This window comes from Pseudomonas sp. SJZ077 (assembly GCF_007993905.1).
Classification (GTDB): Bacteria; Pseudomonadota; Gammaproteobacteria; order Pseudomonadales; family Pseudomonadaceae; genus Aquipseudomonas; species Aquipseudomonas mandelii.
This window is the reverse complement of record NZ_VIUJ01000013.1, coordinates 33,311-50,963: the sequence shown is the minus strand read 5'-3', so window position 1 is coordinate 50,963 and position 17,653 is coordinate 33,311. Positions and strand designations below refer to the sequence as shown.

Genomic DNA, 17,653 nt, shown 5'->3' with positions numbered 1-17,653 from the left:
AATTTGCGCGATTTCAAATTGGCGCATGGCCTGTAGGAGCGAGGCTTGCCCGCGAAGGGGGTCTCAAAAAAGCCGATTGTTATCGAGTTTAAGTGCTTTAAATAAGACGGGCGGAGTATTAATCGCTTCTAAAGTCGATATTTATCGGCTATAAAGTCGCCATTGCTCACGGCGTGCCTCATCGCGCCCGTGCTTCCCGTTTCTGTCATCGGTCGAGGCCATACTCGACCCATCAGCACTTGCCCGGAGATGATTCATGAGTCGTATCGTTACCGTCGCCGCCACCCAGATGGCCTGTTCCTGGGACCTTGAAGCCAACATCGAGACCGCTGAGAAGCTGGTCCGTGAGGCTGCAGCCAAAGGCGCGCAGATCATACTGATCCAGGAGCTGTTCGAGGCGCCGTACTTCTGCCAGAAACCGAACCCGGATTACCTGCAACTGGCCACGACGGTTGAAGACAACGTCGCCATCAAGCACTTCCGGAAAGTCGCCAAGGAACTGCAAGTGGTGCTGCCGATCAGCTTCTATGAACTGGCCGGCCGCGCCCGTTTCAACAGCATCGCGATCATCGATGCCGACGGCAGCAACCTCGGGATTTATCGTAAAAGCCACATCCCGGACGGCCCGGGTTACCACGAAAAGTATTACTTCAACCCGGGCGATACCGGCTTCAAAGTCTGGAACACCCGTTACGCGAAAATCGGCGTCGGCATCTGCTGGGATCAGTGGTTCCCGGAGTGCGCTCGCAGCATGGCGTTGCTGGGTGCGGAAATCCTGTTCTACCCGACCGCCATCGGCAGCGAGCCGCACGACAAAACCATTTCGTCCCGCGACCACTGGCAGCGCGTGCAACAAGGCCATGCCGGCGCCAACCTGATGCCGCTGATTGCGAGCAACCGCATCGGTAACGAAGAACAGGACGGCTACGACATCACGTTCTACGGCTCATCGTTCATCGCCAACCAGTTCGGCGAGAAGGTCCAGGAACTCGACAAGACTGAAGAGGGCGTGCTGGTCCAGAGCTTCGACCTCGACGAGCTGGAGCACATTCGCAGCGCGTGGGGTTCGTTCCGTGATCGTCGCCCGAACCTATACAATGCGATCAAAACCCTCGACGGTTCCCTGGAGTCCTGATCGTATGACCACTTTAAACAGCACCCCGCGCGCCGATGGCTTCTACATGCCCGCCGAGTGGGCGCCACAAACCCAGACCTGGATGATCTGGCCGGAGCGCCCGGACAACTGGCGCCTGGGCGGCAAACCCGCGCAAGCCGCGCACGTGGCCGTCGCCAAGGCCATCGCCCGTTTCGAACCGGTGACCGTGGCGGTCTCTGCCGGCCAATACGAAAACGCCCGTGCCCGTCTCGACGTGCCGAATATTCGTGTGGTCGAGATGTCCAGCGACGACGCCTGGGTTCGCGACACCGGCCCGACGTTCGTCATCAATAGCAGTGGCGAAGTCCGTGGTGTGAACTGGGACTTCAACTCGTGGGGCGGTTTCGATGGCGGTTTGTACTCGCCGTGGAACCGCGACTCGCAGGTGGGCGGCAAGATCCTCGAGATCGAGCGCAGCCAGCGCTACCGTACCGAGGGCTTCGTGCTCGAGGGCGGTTCGATTCACGTCGATGGCGAAGGCACCCTGATCACCACCGAAGAATGCCTGCTCAACCGCAATCGCAACCCGCACCTGAGCCGGGGGGAAATCGAAGCGGTGCTCAGTGCTCATCTGGCTGTGGATAAGATCATCTGGCTGCCGGACGGTCTGTTCAACGACGAAACCGACGGCCATGTGGATAACTTCTGCTGCTACGTGCGTCCGGGTGAAGTATTGCTGGCCTGGACCGATGATCCGCAGGACCCGAACTACCCGCGCTGCCAGGCGGCAATGAAAGTGCTGGAAAGCAGCACCGATGCCAAGGGTCGCCCATTCACGGTGCACAAGATGCCGATCCCGGGACCGCTGTATGCGACCGAGGAAGAGTGTGCCGGCGTGGATCCGGTGGACGGGACTCAGGAGCGTAATCCGAGCGTGCGTCTGGCCGGTTCCTACGTGAACTTCCTGATCGTCAACGGCGGCATTATCGCGCCGAGTTTCGACGACCCGCTGGACGGTCCTGCGAAAGAGATTCTGCAGGCGCTATTCCCGCAGCATGAAGTGGTGATGGTGCCGGGCCGCGAACTGTTACTGGGGGGCGGTAACATCCACTGCCTTACCCAACAACAGCCGGCGCCGCACAAGGAGTGAGTGGGGTTGTAACAGCCTGAACCGGCTGAAAAATCACCAAGACGCCGGTTTATCCCCGCTCTTCACCCAGAAGCCCGCAGCCCCAAAGGACTGCGGGCTTCTTTGTATCCACTTGTCGACACTTGGGAAACATTGGCACAGCTCTTGTATCTGTCACGGAGTGAAACAGGGAGGGGGAGGACTTCGATGTTCTGTCATAAACCTTGGATAAGTTAGCCGCTCACGAACCAGGAGAGAGCGCTGAAATGAACGCCGAAGTGAACGTAGTGAGAGAGCGGGCGTTGCATCCCCTGGCAGTTAATAGCGAATCGCTCCAGGTCCTGGCGCACTGGTTGAAGTCCAATGGAACGCGTCAGATCAGAGAACCTGATCCGCGCCGGATGATGATCGAGCGCTACCCCGCTGGTTTATTCAGCGAGGCGGAACTGGAAGCGTTGTGGGATGTGATGGAAGGATAAGAAGAAAAAACAAAGGATTGATGAGAGCGCTGCCGGGATGGCGGCGCTTTTTTATGGGCGATGGATTTGTAAGCTACACCCTGACCATTGTAGGAGCGAGCCTGCTCGCGATGGCGGCCTGGCAGTCACATTAACGTTGACTGACCCGCCGCCATCGCGAGCAGGCTCGCTCCCACAGGTGATTGGTGGGAACACATCAGCAGTGTTTAGAAGCTGTAGGTCCCCGTCACCACCAGGCTGCGCGGTTCGCCGGGTTGAATCTGCGCCGCGCTGGTGGCCGACGAGTAATAGGTCTTGTCGCTGATGTTGTTCAGTGCCGCACGCAAGTCCCAATCCTTCTGCCGGAATCCGGCCAGTGCATCCCAACGGCCATAACCCGGCAGTACGACGGTGTTGAGGTTATCGGCGTAACGCTGGCCGACCAGGGTCAACCCGGTTTCCGCATACCAGCCCATTTCCGGTTTCCAGGTCAGGAACAGACTGCCGTTGTGCTTGGCCACGTTGCTGATGCGTTTGCCTTCAAAGCCGTTGTTGTCCTTCTCGACCGTCGCGTCCTGTACGCCCACGCCACCGCGCACGTACCAGTTGCCGGCAATTTTACCGGTGCCGGTCAGCTCGATCCCGCGGGAACGTTGCAGGCCCGAGAGCAAGGTGACGGTCGGGTTGAGGGGATCGCTGGTGCGGCGGTTGTAGAGTTCCAGTTCGTAGATTGCCAGGGTGGTGCTCAGGCGGTCGTCGAGCCAGTCGCTCTTCACGCCGATTTCCTTCTGCTTGGTCAGCTCCGGGCTCAAGTCGTTGCTGTTACCGGCAGCGCCGGGCGTGATGCCGATCAAGCCGCCGCCCACTGGCGAGAACGTCTTGGTCCAGGAGGCATAGAAGGAATGATTCTGCAGCGGCGTCCAGACCAGGCCTACACGCGGGCTTGTGCTGTGGCTGTCACGGTCTTCGGAAATGTCGCGCAGCTTGTTGGTCGATTCGATGTCGAACGTGTCGTAGCGCAGACCGGCCAGCAGTTGCCATTGATCGTTCAGACGCAATTGATCCTGCACGTACACCGCACGGCTTTCGACTTCTGTGTGGTTGTCGCTGGACACCTGCATGCGGCCGGTGTGGCGCAGATCGCGATTCGGGTTGTGCAGGTCCAGCGCCGGCACCGGCGAGCTGCCCGGCCCGGAAGTGGCCGCGTTGTAAAGGGTCGGATCGCGGCGCTGGCTGCCGATCTCGATGCCGGTCAGCAGGCGATGCTCCAGGCCGAAGGTGTCGAAACCTCCCTCCAGTTCGACGTTGTTGTAGACATTGCGGGTGGTCAGGTCTTGCTGCCAATGCTGACGCGTGACCTTGTTGGTGGCCGGGGTGTAACCGGTCAGGTACGTGTTGTCGAAATCGCTGTCGAGCTTGAACACGCCCAGGGTGTGGCGCAGCTGCCAGTTGTCGCTCAGTTCATAGCTGAGTTTGGAGCGCAGGGATTGCGACTTGTCGTCGATGAAATCGTGCTCGCTGCCGTAGGTCGTATCGCGTCCTACGTCTGCCGGGCGCCCGTTTACGCCAGGAATACCGCGATCCGGCGTGCGGTTGTAACGGCTGTATTCGTATTGCACCAACCAGTTCAGGTCCGGCGTCAATTGCCAGCTCATGGAGGGCGCGAACAGTTGGCGGTTGCCGCTGACACCCTCGCGAAAGCTGTTCTGATCCATGTTGCCCATGTTCAGGCGCAGGCTGATGTTCTCGGACGGATCGGTGCTGAGGTCGGCATAAAGGCTGCGTAAATCATCGCTGCCGCCCTGGGCTTCGATGGTCGAACGGCGGCCGAACTCGGGCAGTTTGCTGACCCGGTTGACGATTCCGCCCTGGCTGCCACGCCCGTATAACACGGCGGCCGGCCCTTTGAGGACTTCGATACGCTCGATGTTGTGCAAGTCGCGCACGTATTGGCTGTCGTCACGAATGCCATCGAGGTAGAAGTCGTTGCTCGCATCGAAACCGCGGATACGCAGGCTGTCGAAACGAGTGTCTGCACCGCTGCTGACGTTGGGGATGCCGCTCAATGCAGTGCCCAGATCATTGGTGCCGTAATCCGAGACGTTCGAGGTTTTAATCGAGTCGATGGCTTGTGGCACGTAGCGCACCGGAGTCGCAGTCCGGGTGGCGGTGCTGGTTTCCTTTACTCGCGGATCGTCGGCCTCCGCTTCGGCACTGATCGAGGTTTCGGGTAAAACGGTGGTCGCGGCGCAGGTGAATCCGGCAGACAGAAAAGCAGAAAACCCAAGGGTGACGGGCATAAGGCGGAAGGGGGCAGGCATCTGAAGCGCATCCGAAAGGGTAGAAGAATTCGAGGGTGCGAATGGTAATGCTTGTTATTTGCTTCGGTTAATTATTCTTGAAAAGCTTCGTTGTTCGATTGTTTCAAGTTGTGTCGAGATTGCTACAGAGGCTTGTCGAGACTATTCGACCGATTCATGAAACAGACTGAATGCCATTCCAGCGTTTTTCCGCAACGGTCCGAGGACTAGTCTGCCGGCACTGAGTTTCCCTGATTGATTGCCGGAGTCTTTCCATGATCCTTCACTACATTTACGACCCTTTGTGCGGCTGGTGCTACGGCGCCAAACCGCTGGTGCACGCCGCTCAAGGCGTGTTGCCAGTGATCGCCCACGGTGGCGGCATGATGAGCGGTGCCAACCGCAAAGCCGTTTCGCCACAATTGCGCAACTATGTGATGCCCCACGACCGCCGAATCGCCGAGTACACCGGCCAGCCATTTGGCGAAGCGTATTTCGAAGGTTTGCTACGCGACGACACGGCGGTGTTCGATTCCACCCCGCCAATCGCTGCGGTGCTGGCCGCCGAACACATCGCCGGCCGTGGGCTTGAGTTGCTGGGGCGTTTGCAAACCGCCCATTACGTGGAAGGGAGGCGGATTGCCGATGAGGCGGTGTTATTTGAGCTGGCAAAAGAGATTGGTATTGAGCCTGATGCCTTTGCGTCAGCCTTCATAAGCACCGACTCGGATCGCCACATCAAGGACAGCCGCGCATTGCTGGCCCGTGTCGGTGGTCAAGGTTTTCCGACCTTGGCGTTGGAGCAAAATGGTCATTTCACGGTGGTCGATATCAGCCCTTGGCTTGGTAAGCCGGAAGCGTTCGCGTCCTGGCTTGCTCAGTCCGCTTAGATGTTTTTCGCCTATGGATAGACGATTCATCAAATTGACACAGCCTTCTGGGCGCGGCTACGATCGCGCCCAACGCCTGTGGCTAACCGCCATGACTCATAAAATAATAAAAAGGCCCGCCACGATTTCTTCGTGGGCGGGCCTTTTTGTTTTGGGGTGAAAAAAGAGTGCGATAGCGCCGTTTCAGCCGTTCGACACAGCGCGTATCAACCGGTAATAAGGAAAAAAACAAAATGTTGAATAAGCGAATCAGCTTGATCGCTCTGGGGATGTTGAGCGCTACACAGGCCATGGCTAACGACCAGGCCGAATCCAAGGGATTTGTTGAAGACAGCAGCCTCAAAGTGCTGCTGCGCAACGCCTACATCAATCGTGATTACAAAGACGGTCGTGCGGACAAAGCCGAATGGGGCCAAGCGGCCATCGGCACGTTCTCGTCCGGCTTCACCCAAGGCACCGTCGGTGTCGGTGTGGATGCTTTCGGTCTGTACGCACTGCGTCTGGATGGCGGCAAGGGTCGCACCGGCGCACAAGGCATCGACTTCTTTAAAAAGGGCGACAGCGGCAACGCGGCTGACGACCTGTCCAAAGGCGGTGCAGCAGTCAAATTCCGTGTCTCCAGCACCACGCTGACCTACGGCGACCAGATGCCGGCCCTGCCGGTGCTGAGCTACGACAACTCGCGCCTGCTGCCGGAAAGCTACACCGGCACCTTGATCACCTCCAAGGAGATCAAAGGCCTGGAGCTGAACGCCGGTCGCTTCACCGCCGAATCGCGCAAAAGCGCTGAAGGCCGTGACAGTGGTGGCCTGAAGTCGATCAACGTGTTGGGCGGTAGCTACCAGTTCACCGAACAATTCAAGGCGGCGCTGTACGCATCCGACGTTGAAGACGTGTTGAAGAAGCAATACGTGAACGCCAACTACGTGTTCCCGATCGACAAGGATCAGTCCCTGACCCTGGACTTCAACGGCTATCGCACCAAGCTGGATGATTCCTACGTCCGCGAAAGCGGCGCCACCGGCGACGACAACAAAATCTGGAGCCTGGCGGCGACCTTCGCCACCGGCCCGCACTCGTTCACCCTCGCTCACCAGCGCAGCACCGGCGACAGCAACCTGGGCTATGCCTACGGCGGTTACCAGAAGGACCAAGGTCGTGTCGGCGACGGCGGCAACACCATCTACCTGGCGAACTCCTACTGGTCTGACTTCAACGCCGAAGACGAGCGCAGCTGGCAGTTGGGCTACGGCCTGGACTTCACCGCATTCGGCGTTCCTGGCCTGAGCTACAACTTCGCCTACGTGCGCGGTGACAACATCACCACGTCCACCAGCGAAGGCGGCACCGAGCGTGAAATCTTCAACCAGTTCAAGTACGTCGTGCAAAGCGGCCCGGCCAAAGACCTGAGCGTGAAACTGCGCAGCTCGATCCTGCGTGTCTCGCAGAAATCCAGCGAGTACAACGTCAGCGGTAACGAAGTGCGTGTGTTCGTGGATTACCCGATCAACATCTTCTGATGATCGACTGAGTGTTCAACACTCACTAAAGAACCCCGACTGGCTCGGGGTTTTTTTCGCCTGAGAACCGTTGAAAAACGCATAAAAAGGCCATTTTCGATCGTAAAAAGTCAAACTAAAGCAACGTCATGCTCCGTTTCAAGCAGCGCTTGATATGCCTCAAATTCTTTCTCATGGACGTAAATCCTGTGCTCTCTAGATTAGGCAGCTAAATGCACGGAGATTTTTAAAATGATCGTTTTGAACAAAGAAGTGGGCGAGTTTCTACGGCGTGACAAATATGCGAACGTCCGGGGTGCTGACTTCAATCTTTTCGGTCATTTCAACGATTTCGTCAGATTGACCAATAGCTGGGAAAACATGGAGCCGGACAGTTACTACGGACAGTCCGAGGCGGGCATGCGCTACCGTCGCTACAGCGATTTCGAGTACAACCCGGTCACGCGCGATCTGAAGCAACTGGAACACCGCGCTTATGTTCAGTCCAAGGCGAACAACAGTTACGTTGGCGGGATGGTTCGGCACTTCCAGGACTTCTCTGATGAAATCATCAGTTCGCCGGTGATGCGCAGCCTGATCGACACCGACTTCGAAGTGTACAAAAACGTTTTGCCACCTGAGTTGCACGACGAAATCTGGCAGTGCCAGATTCATCAGATCCGCATCGAGATCAAGCCTGGCAAACAACTGGAAATCACCCCGGAAGGTATTCACTGCGACGGTTATCCGTTCAGCGGCGTGCACTTCTGGGGACGCAATAACGTTGAAGGGGCAGAGAGCCGTTTGTACGACACGGAAAACCAGGAGCACCTGGCCTCGACGACGTATCAGGAAATCCTCGACACCACCTACTTTCTCGATCGCGACATGCGTCACTACGTGACACCGGCACGCAATACCCATTCTCACGACATGGCGTACCGGCAGATTCTGGCGATCTCTTTCTCGCGGCCCGGGACCGCTTTCGACATTGTTCGCTGAACAGTACAACACCGTGACCAGCCTCGCCGAGTGCCCCGCACCGGTGATGCTGCGGCGCACCACGGCCAAGGATGCACAGCGCCTGGAACGCTTCTTTCGGCAATTCGAAGAAGTGTCTTTCTGTGAATGGCAGGACGCCAAATGCCTGCGCAGTGTGCTGGTGCAGAAGACCACCACCGCGTTTATCGCGCTGGATGTCAGCGGTGAAATCGTCGGCGCAGTGCTGGGCGGAATGCTCGGCAGTCGCGGCACGATCAACCACCTCGCCGTGAGCCCGGATTACCGCAGCCAAGGCGTCGGTCAACGCCTGGTTGAAGCAGCGTCGTCAGACATGAAGCGCGTGGGCGTGCTGCGGATGTTCCTGTTTGTCGACGATGCTAACCTTGCCGGCCAGCGCTTCTGGAGTGCCCAGGGTTTTTGCGAGCCGCGCGGCGAAAGAACATTTGAGAGGGACCTATGAATGAGACGTCCAGCAGCCAGCCGCTGATGGTCGAGCCGCACGCTTCGCGCACCTTCGCCGAAGCCAGCCCGGTGGTTGCGGGTTACTTCACGGTGTCGTTTGTGTTCGGTTTGATGGCGGTGAATGCCGGGTTGCCTGTGTGGCTGCCGGTCGCCATGTGCCTGTTCGTGTATGCCGGCGCTTCGCAGTTCGCCGCCCTGGCGCTGATTTCCAGCGGTGCGTCGCTGACCACCATCATCCTCACCACGTTTCTGATCAACGCGCGGCACATGCTGATGTCGGTCTACATGGCCAAGGCGTTGCAGGCGATGGGCCTCAGCCGAATGGAGCGCTGGTGTTACGCGGGTGGGCTGACCGATGAGTCGTTCGCTTTTCACAGCGTCAAACTGGGCAAAGGCTCGCCCGTCAACGTGCGTTACCTGATCGGTTTCAATCTGTATTGCCACACCTCGTGGGTGCTCGGCGGTTTGCTGGGGGCGATTTGCGCGCAGTATGCGGCGCACTTGATCCAGTATCAGCTCGACTACGCGTTGACCGCGATGATGCTCTACGTGCTGGTGTCGCTGTGCAACACGCGTAACAAACTCATCGCCGCACTGGCCGCCGTCGCCTGCATGGGCGTGCTGAGCCTGGTCGGCAGCTCGCCCTTCAACGTATTCATCGCCACATTTGTGGGCTGCGGGGTGGGCGTATGCCTGACCAAACGTTCCTGATTCTGGTCGTTGTGCTGATGATGGCCGTGACCTTCCTGCCGCGCGCATTGCCGCTGCAAGTGAACACTGACCATTGGCCGCCCTTCGTCGCCCGGGCGCTGGAATACCTGCCGGTGGCGATCGTCGCTGCAATCAGCCTCACGCCGTTGTTGATCAAGGATCAGCACGTGCAGCTCGATCGCCCGGAATTTTATGCCGCGATTCCGACGTTGTTATGTGCGTATTTCAGCAAAAACCTCTTTCTCTCCGTTGCGGTGGGAACGGCTGCGTACATTGCGCTCGGCTCGTTCATGTAGCGGGAGGTCGACCACATCGTGCAAAGCCTGGCCCGACAACTCAGGATTATTGATCGCCAGCCGCACTTCAAGGGCATCCTCGAAGCCGGGGAAAATCGTCAGGCCATTGCGCTGGGCTGCATCCCGCGAAACCATGCCAAGGCCGTCCATCTGGGTGATCAACGACAGCGTCAGGGTTTCGCTGCACGAATAGACCATCCGCTTGCCCGACTCGTAATTGCCCAGACCCGCGTCGAGAAAGCGCAAGAAGCTGTGGGAATACGGACAATCGTCTGCCGGACGCACCTGAAACTTGTTGCCGAGCAGCACCAGCGGATCATGTTCCTGACCGCAATGCGCACCGACCACCTGCACCTGGACCTCGGGCAGGATAATGCTGGGCAATCCCGGCTTCTGCGGACCAATCAGCACCGCCAGGTCAAAGTCTTCGTTCTTCAGCTTGCTGAGGTTTTCCATCGACTCGGCGTAGCTGAATTCCAGCTGATAGTCGGGAAACACCTCAATCAGGCGTCCGATCATTCGCCGATTGAAGTCAGCCGACAGCGTCGTGTTCAGCGCTACCTTGAGCGTGCGCTGCCCAGGCACCTTCAACGCGGCGACTTTTTCTTCCAGTTGCCGCGTGGCAACCAACACCTTGTCCATGTAAGGCGTGAGTTCCGTGCCCTGCGTGGTCAGGGTCAACCCCTTGTTGGAGCGACGAAACAACCGAAAACCGAACTGTTCTTCGACCTTGTTCAACTGCGCGGCCAACGCCTGCACGGTTAAACAGGAATGCTCTGCCGCCGCCGACAAAGAGCCGGTCTGAACAATGCGCATGAGGTTGCGTAGGGTTCTGCTATCCATTGGGTAATGCCCTCTAAAGTGGGCTGGCTATTGTTGAGTACCTGGCCGCCGGTTGGGCGATACGTGCTGGCTATAATCCTGCACCTGAACACGCTTGTCCCGAGTTTAGTAGCGAATTGATGCTGCGTCCGATGGTTGGAGGCTTACATAGAGTCGAGGTTTTTTGGGAAAACTGGGTGATCAGGGTCAAAAAAATGCTCAGGCCGGGAGGTTTGGGCATTTTTTTTGGGATGTGTGAATGTTCGACCTTGCCGCTTTTCTGTATCTGGGGGCGGCTACTGAGGTGGCTGGCAAAGGTATTTGTGAAAAAACAGGTTTCCTCCATAAATGATCAAAACGATCATTTGAATGATTGGTTTGCGCAATTAAGAACGAAAGCCTAAGATTATTTTGACTGAGTCAATCATCAAATGATCGAATCAGTCAGTTTCGAGGTGAAGTACGTCTTACCAAACAATTATAAAAGGAGACCCTCGTGGCCCAAATTCCTATCAAGCGCACCATTGAACGCATCCCTGGCGGCATGATGATTGTCCCGCTGCTGATTGGCTCACTGGTGGCTACATTCCTTCCTGACACACCGAAGTTTTTCGGCTCTTTCACCAATGCGCTGTTCACCGGGGCGTTACCCATCCTCGCGGTGTTCTACGTCTGCATGGGCGCGAGCATCAATATCAAGGCCACACCTTATCTGCTGAAGAAGGGCGGCACGCTGCTTATCACCAAAGTCGGCATCGCCGTGCTTATCGGCATTGTGCTCGGGCATTTTCTCGGCGAGCAGCCGATTTCGTCTGGCCTCTTCGCCGGCATTTCAACGCTGGCGGTCGTCGCCGCGATGAACGACACCAATGGCGGCTTGTACATGGCGCTGATGGGGCAATACGGTCGATCCGAAGACGTCGGCGCCTATTCGGTCATGTCCCTGGAGTCCGGGCCTTTTCTGACCATGGTCACCTTGGGCATCGCCGGCCTGTCGGCTTTCCCTTGGCCGACGCTGGTGGGCAGCATCCTGCCACTGGCCCTCGGCATGCTATTGGGCAATCTCGACCGTGACATGCGCGACTTTCTGGCCAAGGCCGTCCCGGTGATGATCCCGTTTTTTGCCCTTGCACTCGGCGCCAGCCTGGACTTGCATAACGTCTGGCAGGCCGGTTTGCTGGGTCTCGGCATGGGCGTTGCGGTGGTTGTGCTGACCGGCATTCCGCTGTTCTTCGCCGATCGTTTGACCGGTGGCACGGGCGTCGCGGGTGTTGCCGCAGCCACCACCGCCGGGAATGCCGCGGCCGTCCCTGCACTGATTGCGGCAGCCAACCCGGTGTACGCCGAAGCGGCCAAGAGCGCGACCATACTGGTAGCCGCCTGCGTCGTGGTCACCGCGATCCTCGCGCCGTTACTCACCGCCGCCGTCGCCAAACGCGTGCAGCAGCGCAATCCTGTCGTCATACCTGAACCGGGGATCGAACCTCAAAAGCAGGAGGCTTTGCGATGAGGATTCTGATCATCGCTGACGATCTGTCCGGCGCGGCAGATTGCGCCATCGGCTTTGCCAGCGTGGGGATGCAAACGGTCGTTACCCTCGACCCCCTGAATGACGAGGCTGACGCTCAAGTGATTGCCGCGGATACGGACACTCGGCGCCTCCCACCCGCACGGGCTGCCGAGCGCACGGTCGCGGCATTCAAAGCACTGCACAAACCCGGGCAGCGGCTGTACAAAAAAATCGATTCGACGCTGCGCGGCAACTGGGCGGCTGAGGTTGCCGCCCTGCAACCGTTGGCCGGCCTGGCCATCGTCGCCCCGGCTTTTCCGGCCACCGGGCGCACGTTGCGCGGCGGTCGCGTGTTCGTCAACGGCCAGCCGCTGGAAACCACCGACACCTGGAAACTGGAAAACGCCGACCGTCCGGCCGATGTCGAGGCGATGCTGATTGCCGCAGGCCTGAGCACCGCGAAGCTCGACCTCGACACCTTGCGCGGCAACGAAAAAGCGCTCGAGCGGCACATTGCTGAAATTGCCGGCAATGGCACGCAGGCGCTGATCGTCGATGCGCAGACCGAAGACGACCTGCTGACCCTCGCTCGCTTGACCGCGTCGATGGATCAGCCGCTGTTCTGGATCGGTTCGGGTGGTCTGGCACGGGAAATCGCCAGTCTTCCTGATTTATCCGAAGCAAGGTTTACGACTATCGAACCTGCGACCCTCGAAAAAAGCCAGGCGCCGATTCTGATCCTCGTCGGCAGCCTCTCCGGCGTCTGCGAGCGACAATGCGAGCGGCTCAAAGAGCGTGGCGGCGTCAGCGAACTGGTTATACCGCCTGAAGTCCTTCGTCAGGGCTCAACCCACGGCGATTGGTCGCTCTGGCAATCGCGCATTGGCGAGCAACTGGACGGCTGGAGTGACCTGCTGCTGCGCATCGGCCGCGATGAAGCGTTCGATCCCCAAGAGGGCGCGCAACTCTCGACCATGCTCGCCGTGCTGGTCGAACCGCACTTCGCCAAGGTCGGCGGCCTGATCGCCACCGGCGGCGAAACCGCGCGGGCCATATTGACCACCGTCGGCATCGACAGCCTGCAACTGCTGACCGAAATCGAAGCCGGCGTCGCCTTCGCCCGCCCGACCGTTTCCCGCCAGGGCCATCGTCCCGGCATCGTTACCAAGGCCGGCGCGTTCGGTACCGACAACGCCTTATATGCGGCATGGCAACACCTGAGCGACAGCGCCGATCGCTCCCCGCCCCAACGCACACGAATCCAAGGACTCGAATGAACACTATGAGCAATTACCTCCCCATCATCGGCATCACCATGGGCGACGCCACGGGTGTCGGCCCGGAAATCATCGTCAAGAGCCTGACTCACGACATCGTCTACCAACAATGCCGGCCCCTGGTGATCGGCGATGCCCGTCGCCTCGAACAGGCCAACGTCATCGTCGGCGGAAGTGCCAAAGTGCGCCGTATCGAGGACGCATCCCAAGCCTTGTACGAGGCCGGTACCATTGACTGCATCGACCTTAACCTGATCCCCGACGACCTGCCGTTCGGCGAGTTGTCGCCCATCGCCGGTGACGCTGCTTATCAATACATCGCCCGCGCCGTGCAACTCGCCGAGGCCAGCCAGATCGACGCGATCTGCACCGCACCGCTGAACAAGGAAGCGCTGCACGCCGGTGGCCACAAATACCCTGGCCACACAGAAATGCTCGCGCACCTGACCAACGTCGACGAAGTCTCGATGATGCTCGTGGCGCCGCAGTTGCGGGTGATTCACGTCACGACCCACATCGGCATCATCGACGCGATCCGCAAGATCGAGCCGGGCCTGGTCCAGCGCACCATCGAGCGCGGCAACGCGACACTGATCAAGGCCGGCATTGCTCGCCCGCGAATTGGAGTTTGCGGGATCAACCCCCATGCCGGTGAAAACGGACTGTTCGGTTATGGCGAAGAAGAGGAAAAAATCATCCCTGCGGTGAAGCTGCTGCAAGAACGCGGCCTCGACGTCACCGGCCCATTGCCTGCCGACACGCTGTTCTTCCGCGCCGGTCGCGGCGACTTCGATCTGGTGGTGGCGATGTATCACGATCAAGGCCACGGCCCGGTCAAAGTGCTCGGTCTGGAAGCGGGCGTAAACGTCACCGTGGGCCTGGACGTGATCCGCACCTCGGTCGACCATGGCACCGCGTTTGATATCGCCGGCAAAGGCATCGCCGATGAGCGCAGCCTGCTCGAAGCGCTGCGCCAGGGCGCCGAGCTTGCCACGCGACGGGGATGAGGCGCAGGGGCTCGGTCGTGTAAGATCGACCACCGTCCCCACAACGAGACCCGCCATGAAAGCCTCCGAACGCCACCGCGCCATCCTCGATCTCGTGCGAATTGGCGATGCCAACGTCGAGCAATTGAGCGCGGCACTCGGAGTCTCGGAAGCCACGGTACGGCGCGACCTGACCATGCTCGCCAAACAGCGGCACCTGGTGCGCACCTATGGCGGCGCAACTGCGGTGGTCGGCGTTCATGAGCCGGAAGCCTCGCTCGAAGAACGCAAGACATCCCAGTGGGAACAGAAAGATGCCATCGCCCAGGCAGCGGCGGCCCACGTTCAGGATGGTGATACCGTGCTGCTCGACGGCGGCACCACGTGCGCCGCACTGGCCCATCATCTGTGTTCGCGACAAGACGTGCATGTGGTGACCAACAATTTGCTTGCCGTAATGACCCTGGCCAATGCGCCGGGTATTCGGTTGACGTTGATCGGCGGCGATCTGCGCGGTTCGAGCATGAGCACGTTGGGGCCGCTGGCGGAGCTGACGTTGAGTCGGCTCAGTGTCGACAAGGCCTTTCTGGGTGCGGATGGCGTGGTTGCGGAGTTTGGTTTGTGTGAGGCGAGTGCGCAGCAGGCTTATTTGAAGGAATGCATCATCAAGCGAGCGGCGCAGATTGTTGTGCTCGCGGACACTGACAAGTTGGGGCGCGCCCGACAGCAGCACTGGACGCCGATTGAGCGGGAGTGGCGGTTGATTACCGGAGCTTCAGCGGATGAGGCGGCGCTTGCGCCGTTTTATGCGCTGAAGCAGATCACTGTGGAAACTGTGAGCGTCGACAACGCTTAAGGTTGTGAACGTTTTTATGCAAAAGACCCATTTTATGATCGTTTTTGTGCACGTAGATTCGTTTTTACGCACAAAGCATATGCCAACACCCTCTCATTGACGCAAAAAGCCCCGATTGATTCGGGGCTTTTTTATGCATGCGATTTAGATAGGTACGACGTTACTGGCTCGGTTGTTACATGGCGCGTCCAACACCTTCACCACATCATCAATGATCGCCTTGCTCATATCCTGCAAGTAATGCGATGCCCAGGCGTGCCGGTCGGTGTCGCGAACCATGGCCGCGTCTGACGCGAGCAGTTTGGCGACGTGGAGCAGATCGGAGGCGTGGGAGAGGGCTGCAATGACCGGGACGCCGGCGTTGATGCGGAAGAGCGGTTCGTTGGCGTGGTAGGAGAAGGGGGTGAGGCCGATGGTTTTAAGGTCTTTGGGGTTGGTCATTGGGCACCTCCGGTTTTTGGGCGGTGGTGGGTGATGGCAGGCGTAGCAAAGAGGGAAGTTTTGAACGGATCAATAGCGTGCATTTGCAATACTCCAAAATCAAAGTAGAGCTGCCGCGTTCGTTCTCAGGCGAATGGGTGGCAGCTGTGCGCAGGCTGAGAAACCGGTATGCACGACCCGGCAGACCCGAAGGTCTCCCACGCACAGCCGCCATTGCACGGAAATGCAGGCACAAAAAAACGCCGGCAATCGTGATTTAGGGCGCTGGTGCGCGCGCATATTACCCGGGTTCTCAGGCCCGGTCGCTGAATTGGCAGCGACGGTCTGAAGGTAGCTTGAGGGCGACGGATGCGCAATCGTGGCTAGGTGGTGGCTTGTGTGCAAATTTAACAAAGGAGATTAATAAGAATTTTAAATTACACCTACGTCGGAAAATTCATTCGACTTTTTAGGAGGGATTTGTAGGAGCGCTGTGTCACTGAACTAAAAAAGTCAGCTATATTTATGGCTTGGATCGAGCCTTGAAAAAATGCGGGTGTATGTTGAAAAAAATAACAAAAAACAATTCAAAAAACAGATCGATTGAAGGTAGGGTTTTTTATTTTTCTGTAATGTTTTCCAATTTTTGGATGACGCTAATTTCGCCCGTTATCATTGGTGCGTTTATTAGTAAATATTTTGCGACTGGGGAATTATCTAAGTTTACGTTGGGTGAAACGGTACTTTTTTCATTAAGCGCTTTTCTGCATCTAGTGTTTACCAGCGTTTTATTGTCGTCGAGCACTCGTAAATCCGTGACTCAAGAAGTAGAGAAGCTTATTAAGCAGAATAAGATTTTCAGAAAGATAGTGATTCCGAAAGCTTCCCAAATGTATCAAAACCTAAAGTTTCAACAAACTGTGTCGTATATTTCCACGTTGGAGTTGGAGAATTTAATCGATGAAATCAATGATTCTAATAATACTGACTGCACAAGCGCTCGGGTATCTGCTGATTTAGGAAAGATACTTTCGCCTCTAGTCAAATATAGAGCGGAGCTTTTTGGTTATAGCTCGACGGCTTTATATAACTTTGCATTATACCTTTATAATGAGAGCACAGCTCAGCTTGAGCTTAAATGGAGAAGCCATGATGACAGGCTCGTTACCACGGGGAGGAGCTGGAAACCGGGATTCGGCCATGTAGGATTAACATACATTTTGGATGAGATAAAAATTTGCCATGATATTACTAGGAGCACGGAGCTTTCGGTAAGCTCAAGTACTATCGGTGATGAGCATAAATATAAGTCATTTCTTTCTATGCCAATAAAAGACTCTGCAAAACTCAGCTCTGGCAGCAAACCGTTGGGTGTGCTAGTATTCACTAGTAATGAATCTAATCAATTTTCCTTGGAGAGAGATAAGATGTTAGGCCTGACAATAGCTAAACTCTTATCGATTTATCTGGATAAACGATTTGGAGCAAGACCATGAGAATATTTAATTTTCTTTCAAAGAAAAACAGCGAAATTGATAAAAATAGAGTTGCTGGTGGAAATGATATATATCATTCGTCGATATCTATGTTTTTTGAAGACGAGCTTTTAAAGGGCTCCGAAGAGAAAAATTCGTTTGTAGCGAGCTGGGTTGATTCTGAAATAAAAAATAGCGAAGATTATTTTAATAATGAGCTGAGGTCATCAGCTTCAAAAGAGTAGAGTCTTGTATTTGTTAATGACTAAGTAAGAGTTTTTTGAGTTTATATACTTACTTCGGTCCAATGTAGCATCACTATAATGAACTTAGGTGTCGAGGGCTCTAATTAGAGGCCGTCCTGAGTGGAATTATGAAATTACGATTTGTTGACGAGAGCCCGACCTGTTCGGGCTTTTTTACGTCCGGAAAGGTACTGGGCGCCCAGGAAAATGTGCCCCTAA

The 17,653-nt window shown here is 57.0% G+C and carries 18 protein-coding genes; 15 read left to right on the top strand and 3 right to left on the bottom strand.

Annotated elements, in window-relative coordinates:
* The first annotated feature begins 256 nt into the window (after positions 1–256).
* From aguB to FBY01_RS19495, 3 genes are all read left to right on the top strand, one after another.
* Positions 257–1,135, top strand: coding sequence for an N-carbamoylputrescine amidase (gene aguB, locus FBY01_RS19505; RefSeq protein ID WP_077747518.1), 879 nt, complete (start codon positions 257–259; stop codon positions 1,133–1,135).
* A 4-nt stretch (positions 1,136–1,139) separates the two neighbouring features.
* Entirely contained in the window at positions 1,140–2,246 is a 1,107-nt protein-coding gene (aguA, locus tag FBY01_RS19500; protein ID WP_145309138.1) for an agmatine deiminase, read from the top strand.
* Positions 2,247–2,491: 245 nt separating this feature from the next.
* Entirely contained in the window at positions 2,492–2,704 is a 213-nt protein-coding gene (locus tag FBY01_RS19495) for a hypothetical protein (protein ID WP_010464685.1), read from the top strand.
* A 206-nt stretch (positions 2,705–2,910) separates the two neighbouring features.
* Here the strand turns inward: FBY01_RS19495 and FBY01_RS19490 are convergent, their stop codons facing one another.
* The gene (locus tag FBY01_RS19490) at positions 2,911–5,004 is read right to left on the bottom strand and encodes a TonB-dependent siderophore receptor (RefSeq protein ID WP_083375265.1); all 2,094 of its coding nucleotides are present in this window, start codon (positions 5,002–5,004) and stop codon (positions 2,911–2,913) included.
* Between the two features lie 254 nt (positions 5,005–5,258).
* On the opposite strand from FBY01_RS19490, the gene FBY01_RS19485 reads away from it, so the two are divergent.
* From FBY01_RS19485 to FBY01_RS19460, 6 genes are all read left to right on the top strand, one after another.
* Entirely contained in the window at positions 5,259–5,873 is a 615-nt protein-coding gene (locus FBY01_RS19485; RefSeq protein ID WP_145309140.1) for a DsbA family protein, read from the top strand.
* Between the two features lie 233 nt (positions 5,874–6,106).
* A complete protein-coding gene (locus FBY01_RS19480) occupies positions 6,107–7,393 on the top strand; it encodes an OprD family porin (protein ID WP_010464680.1) in 1,287 nt (428 codons plus the stop codon).
* Positions 7,394–7,624: 231 nt separating this feature from the next.
* Positions 7,625–8,374, top strand: coding sequence for a 2OG-Fe dioxygenase family protein (locus tag FBY01_RS19475; RefSeq protein WP_102593439.1), 750 nt, complete (start codon positions 7,625–7,627; stop codon positions 8,372–8,374).
* A 46-nt stretch (positions 8,375–8,420) separates the two neighbouring features.
* Positions 8,421–8,834 (top strand): GNAT family N-acetyltransferase, encoded by a 414-nt coding sequence (locus FBY01_RS19470; protein ID WP_169857613.1) that lies wholly within the window; start codon positions 8,421–8,423, stop codon positions 8,832–8,834.
* Positions 8,831–9,547 carry an AzlC family ABC transporter permease gene (locus tag FBY01_RS19465; RefSeq protein ID WP_010464674.1) on the top strand — a complete coding sequence of 239 codons (717 nt, stop codon included), beginning with the start codon at positions 8,831–8,833 and terminating at the stop codon, positions 9,545–9,547. The genes FBY01_RS19470 and FBY01_RS19465 overlap by 4 nt, the downstream gene beginning before the upstream one ends.
* Complete coding sequence (locus FBY01_RS19460) at positions 9,526–9,843, top strand: AzlD domain-containing protein (RefSeq protein ID WP_010464672.1); 318 nt, start codon at positions 9,526–9,528, stop codon at positions 9,841–9,843. Before FBY01_RS19465 ends, FBY01_RS19460 begins: the two co-directional genes overlap by 22 nt.
* Here the strand turns inward: FBY01_RS19460 and FBY01_RS19455 are convergent.
* A complete protein-coding gene (locus FBY01_RS19455; RefSeq protein ID WP_042932449.1) occupies positions 9,760–10,686 on the bottom strand; it encodes a LysR family transcriptional regulator in 927 nt (308 codons plus the stop codon). The two genes, FBY01_RS19460 and FBY01_RS19455, sit on opposite strands and share 84 nt — an antisense overlap.
* Positions 10,687–11,161: 475 nt before the next feature.
* On the opposite strand from FBY01_RS19455, the gene FBY01_RS19450 reads away from it, so the two are divergent.
* From FBY01_RS19450 to FBY01_RS19435, 4 genes are read left to right on the top strand one after another with little or no spacing between them, the layout of a single operon-like run.
* Positions 11,162–12,175: a 2-keto-3-deoxygluconate permease gene (locus tag FBY01_RS19450; protein WP_077747522.1), complete on the top strand. Its 1,014-nt coding sequence runs from the start codon at positions 11,162–11,164 to the stop codon at positions 12,173–12,175.
* Positions 12,172–13,452, top strand: coding sequence for a four-carbon acid sugar kinase family protein (locus tag FBY01_RS19445; protein ID WP_145309141.1), 1,281 nt, complete (start codon positions 12,172–12,174; stop codon positions 13,450–13,452). Before FBY01_RS19450 ends, FBY01_RS19445 begins: the two co-directional genes overlap by 4 nt.
* Before the next feature lie 5 nt (positions 13,453–13,457).
* Entirely contained in the window at positions 13,458–14,459 is a 1,002-nt protein-coding gene (gene pdxA / locus FBY01_RS19440; RefSeq protein WP_102593442.1) for a 4-hydroxythreonine-4-phosphate dehydrogenase PdxA, read from the top strand.
* Positions 14,460–14,514: 55 nt separating this feature from the next.
* Positions 14,515–15,294, top strand: a complete 780-nt coding sequence (locus tag FBY01_RS19435; protein ID WP_145309143.1) for a DeoR/GlpR family DNA-binding transcription regulator — start codon at positions 14,515–14,517, stop codon at positions 15,292–15,294.
* 144 nt (positions 15,295–15,438) lie between these two features.
* Here the strand turns inward: FBY01_RS19435 and FBY01_RS19430 are convergent, their stop codons facing one another.
* Positions 15,439–15,735 carry a DUF3077 domain-containing protein gene (locus tag FBY01_RS19430; RefSeq protein ID WP_010464659.1) on the bottom strand — a complete coding sequence of 99 codons (297 nt, stop codon included), beginning with the start codon at positions 15,733–15,735 and terminating at the stop codon, positions 15,439–15,441.
* 539 nt (positions 15,736–16,274) lie between these two features.
* Between FBY01_RS19430 and FBY01_RS19425 the strand changes: the two genes are divergently transcribed.
* Both FBY01_RS19425 and FBY01_RS19420 read left to right on the top strand, forming a co-directional pair.
* Entirely contained in the window at positions 16,275–17,210 is a 936-nt protein-coding gene (locus FBY01_RS19425) for a hypothetical protein (RefSeq protein ID WP_094469610.1), read from the top strand.
* Positions 17,207–17,434 carry a hypothetical protein gene (locus FBY01_RS19420; RefSeq protein WP_102593444.1) on the top strand — a complete coding sequence of 76 codons (228 nt, stop codon included), beginning with the start codon at positions 17,207–17,209 and terminating at the stop codon, positions 17,432–17,434. The genes FBY01_RS19425 and FBY01_RS19420 overlap by 4 nt, the downstream gene beginning before the upstream one ends.
* Positions 17,435–17,653: the final 219 nt, after the last annotated feature.

Bases quoted from the DNA above. Each gene is read 5' to 3' on its own strand.
- FBY01_RS19465 (WP_010464674.1), top strand. From the start codon at position 8,831: ATGAATGAGACGTCCAGCAGCCAGCCGCTGATGGTCGAGCCGCACGCT.
- FBY01_RS19425 (WP_094469610.1), top strand. From the start codon at position 16,275: ATGTTGAAAAAAATAACAAAAAACAATTCAAAAAACAGATCGATTGAA.
- FBY01_RS19470 (WP_169857613.1), top strand. From the start codon at position 8,421: ATGCTGCGGCGCACCACGGCCAAGGATGCACAGCGCCTGGAACGCTTC.
- aguB (WP_077747518.1), top strand. From the start codon at position 257: ATGAGTCGTATCGTTACCGTCGCCGCCACCCAGATGGCCTGTTCCTGG.
- FBY01_RS19495 (WP_010464685.1), top strand. From the start codon at position 2,492: ATGAACGCCGAAGTGAACGTAGTGAGAGAGCGGGCGTTGCATCCCCTG.
- FBY01_RS19490 (WP_083375265.1), bottom strand. From the start codon at position 5,004: ATGCCTGCCCCCTTCCGCCTTATGCCCGTCACCCTTGGGTTTTCTGCT.
- FBY01_RS19455 (WP_042932449.1), bottom strand. From the start codon at position 10,686: ATGGATAGCAGAACCCTACGCAACCTCATGCGCATTGTTCAGACCGGC.
- FBY01_RS19480 (WP_010464680.1), top strand. From the start codon at position 6,107: ATGTTGAATAAGCGAATCAGCTTGATCGCTCTGGGGATGTTGAGCGCT.
- FBY01_RS19430 (WP_010464659.1), bottom strand. From the start codon at position 15,735: ATGACCAACCCCAAAGACCTTAAAACCATCGGCCTCACCCCCTTCTCC.
- FBY01_RS19460 (WP_010464672.1), top strand. From the start codon at position 9,526: ATGCCTGACCAAACGTTCCTGATTCTGGTCGTTGTGCTGATGATGGCC.
- FBY01_RS19420 (WP_102593444.1), top strand. From the start codon at position 17,207: ATGAGAATATTTAATTTTCTTTCAAAGAAAAACAGCGAAATTGATAAA.
- FBY01_RS19445 (WP_145309141.1), top strand. From the start codon at position 12,172: ATGAGGATTCTGATCATCGCTGACGATCTGTCCGGCGCGGCAGATTGC.
- FBY01_RS19485 (WP_145309140.1), top strand. From the start codon at position 5,259: ATGATCCTTCACTACATTTACGACCCTTTGTGCGGCTGGTGCTACGGC.
- FBY01_RS19435 (WP_145309143.1), top strand. From the start codon at position 14,515: ATGAAAGCCTCCGAACGCCACCGCGCCATCCTCGATCTCGTGCGAATT.
- aguA (WP_145309138.1), top strand. From the start codon at position 1,140: ATGACCACTTTAAACAGCACCCCGCGCGCCGATGGCTTCTACATGCCC.
- pdxA (WP_102593442.1), top strand. From the start codon at position 13,458: ATGAGCAATTACCTCCCCATCATCGGCATCACCATGGGCGACGCCACG.
- FBY01_RS19475 (WP_102593439.1), top strand. From the start codon at position 7,625: ATGATCGTTTTGAACAAAGAAGTGGGCGAGTTTCTACGGCGTGACAAA.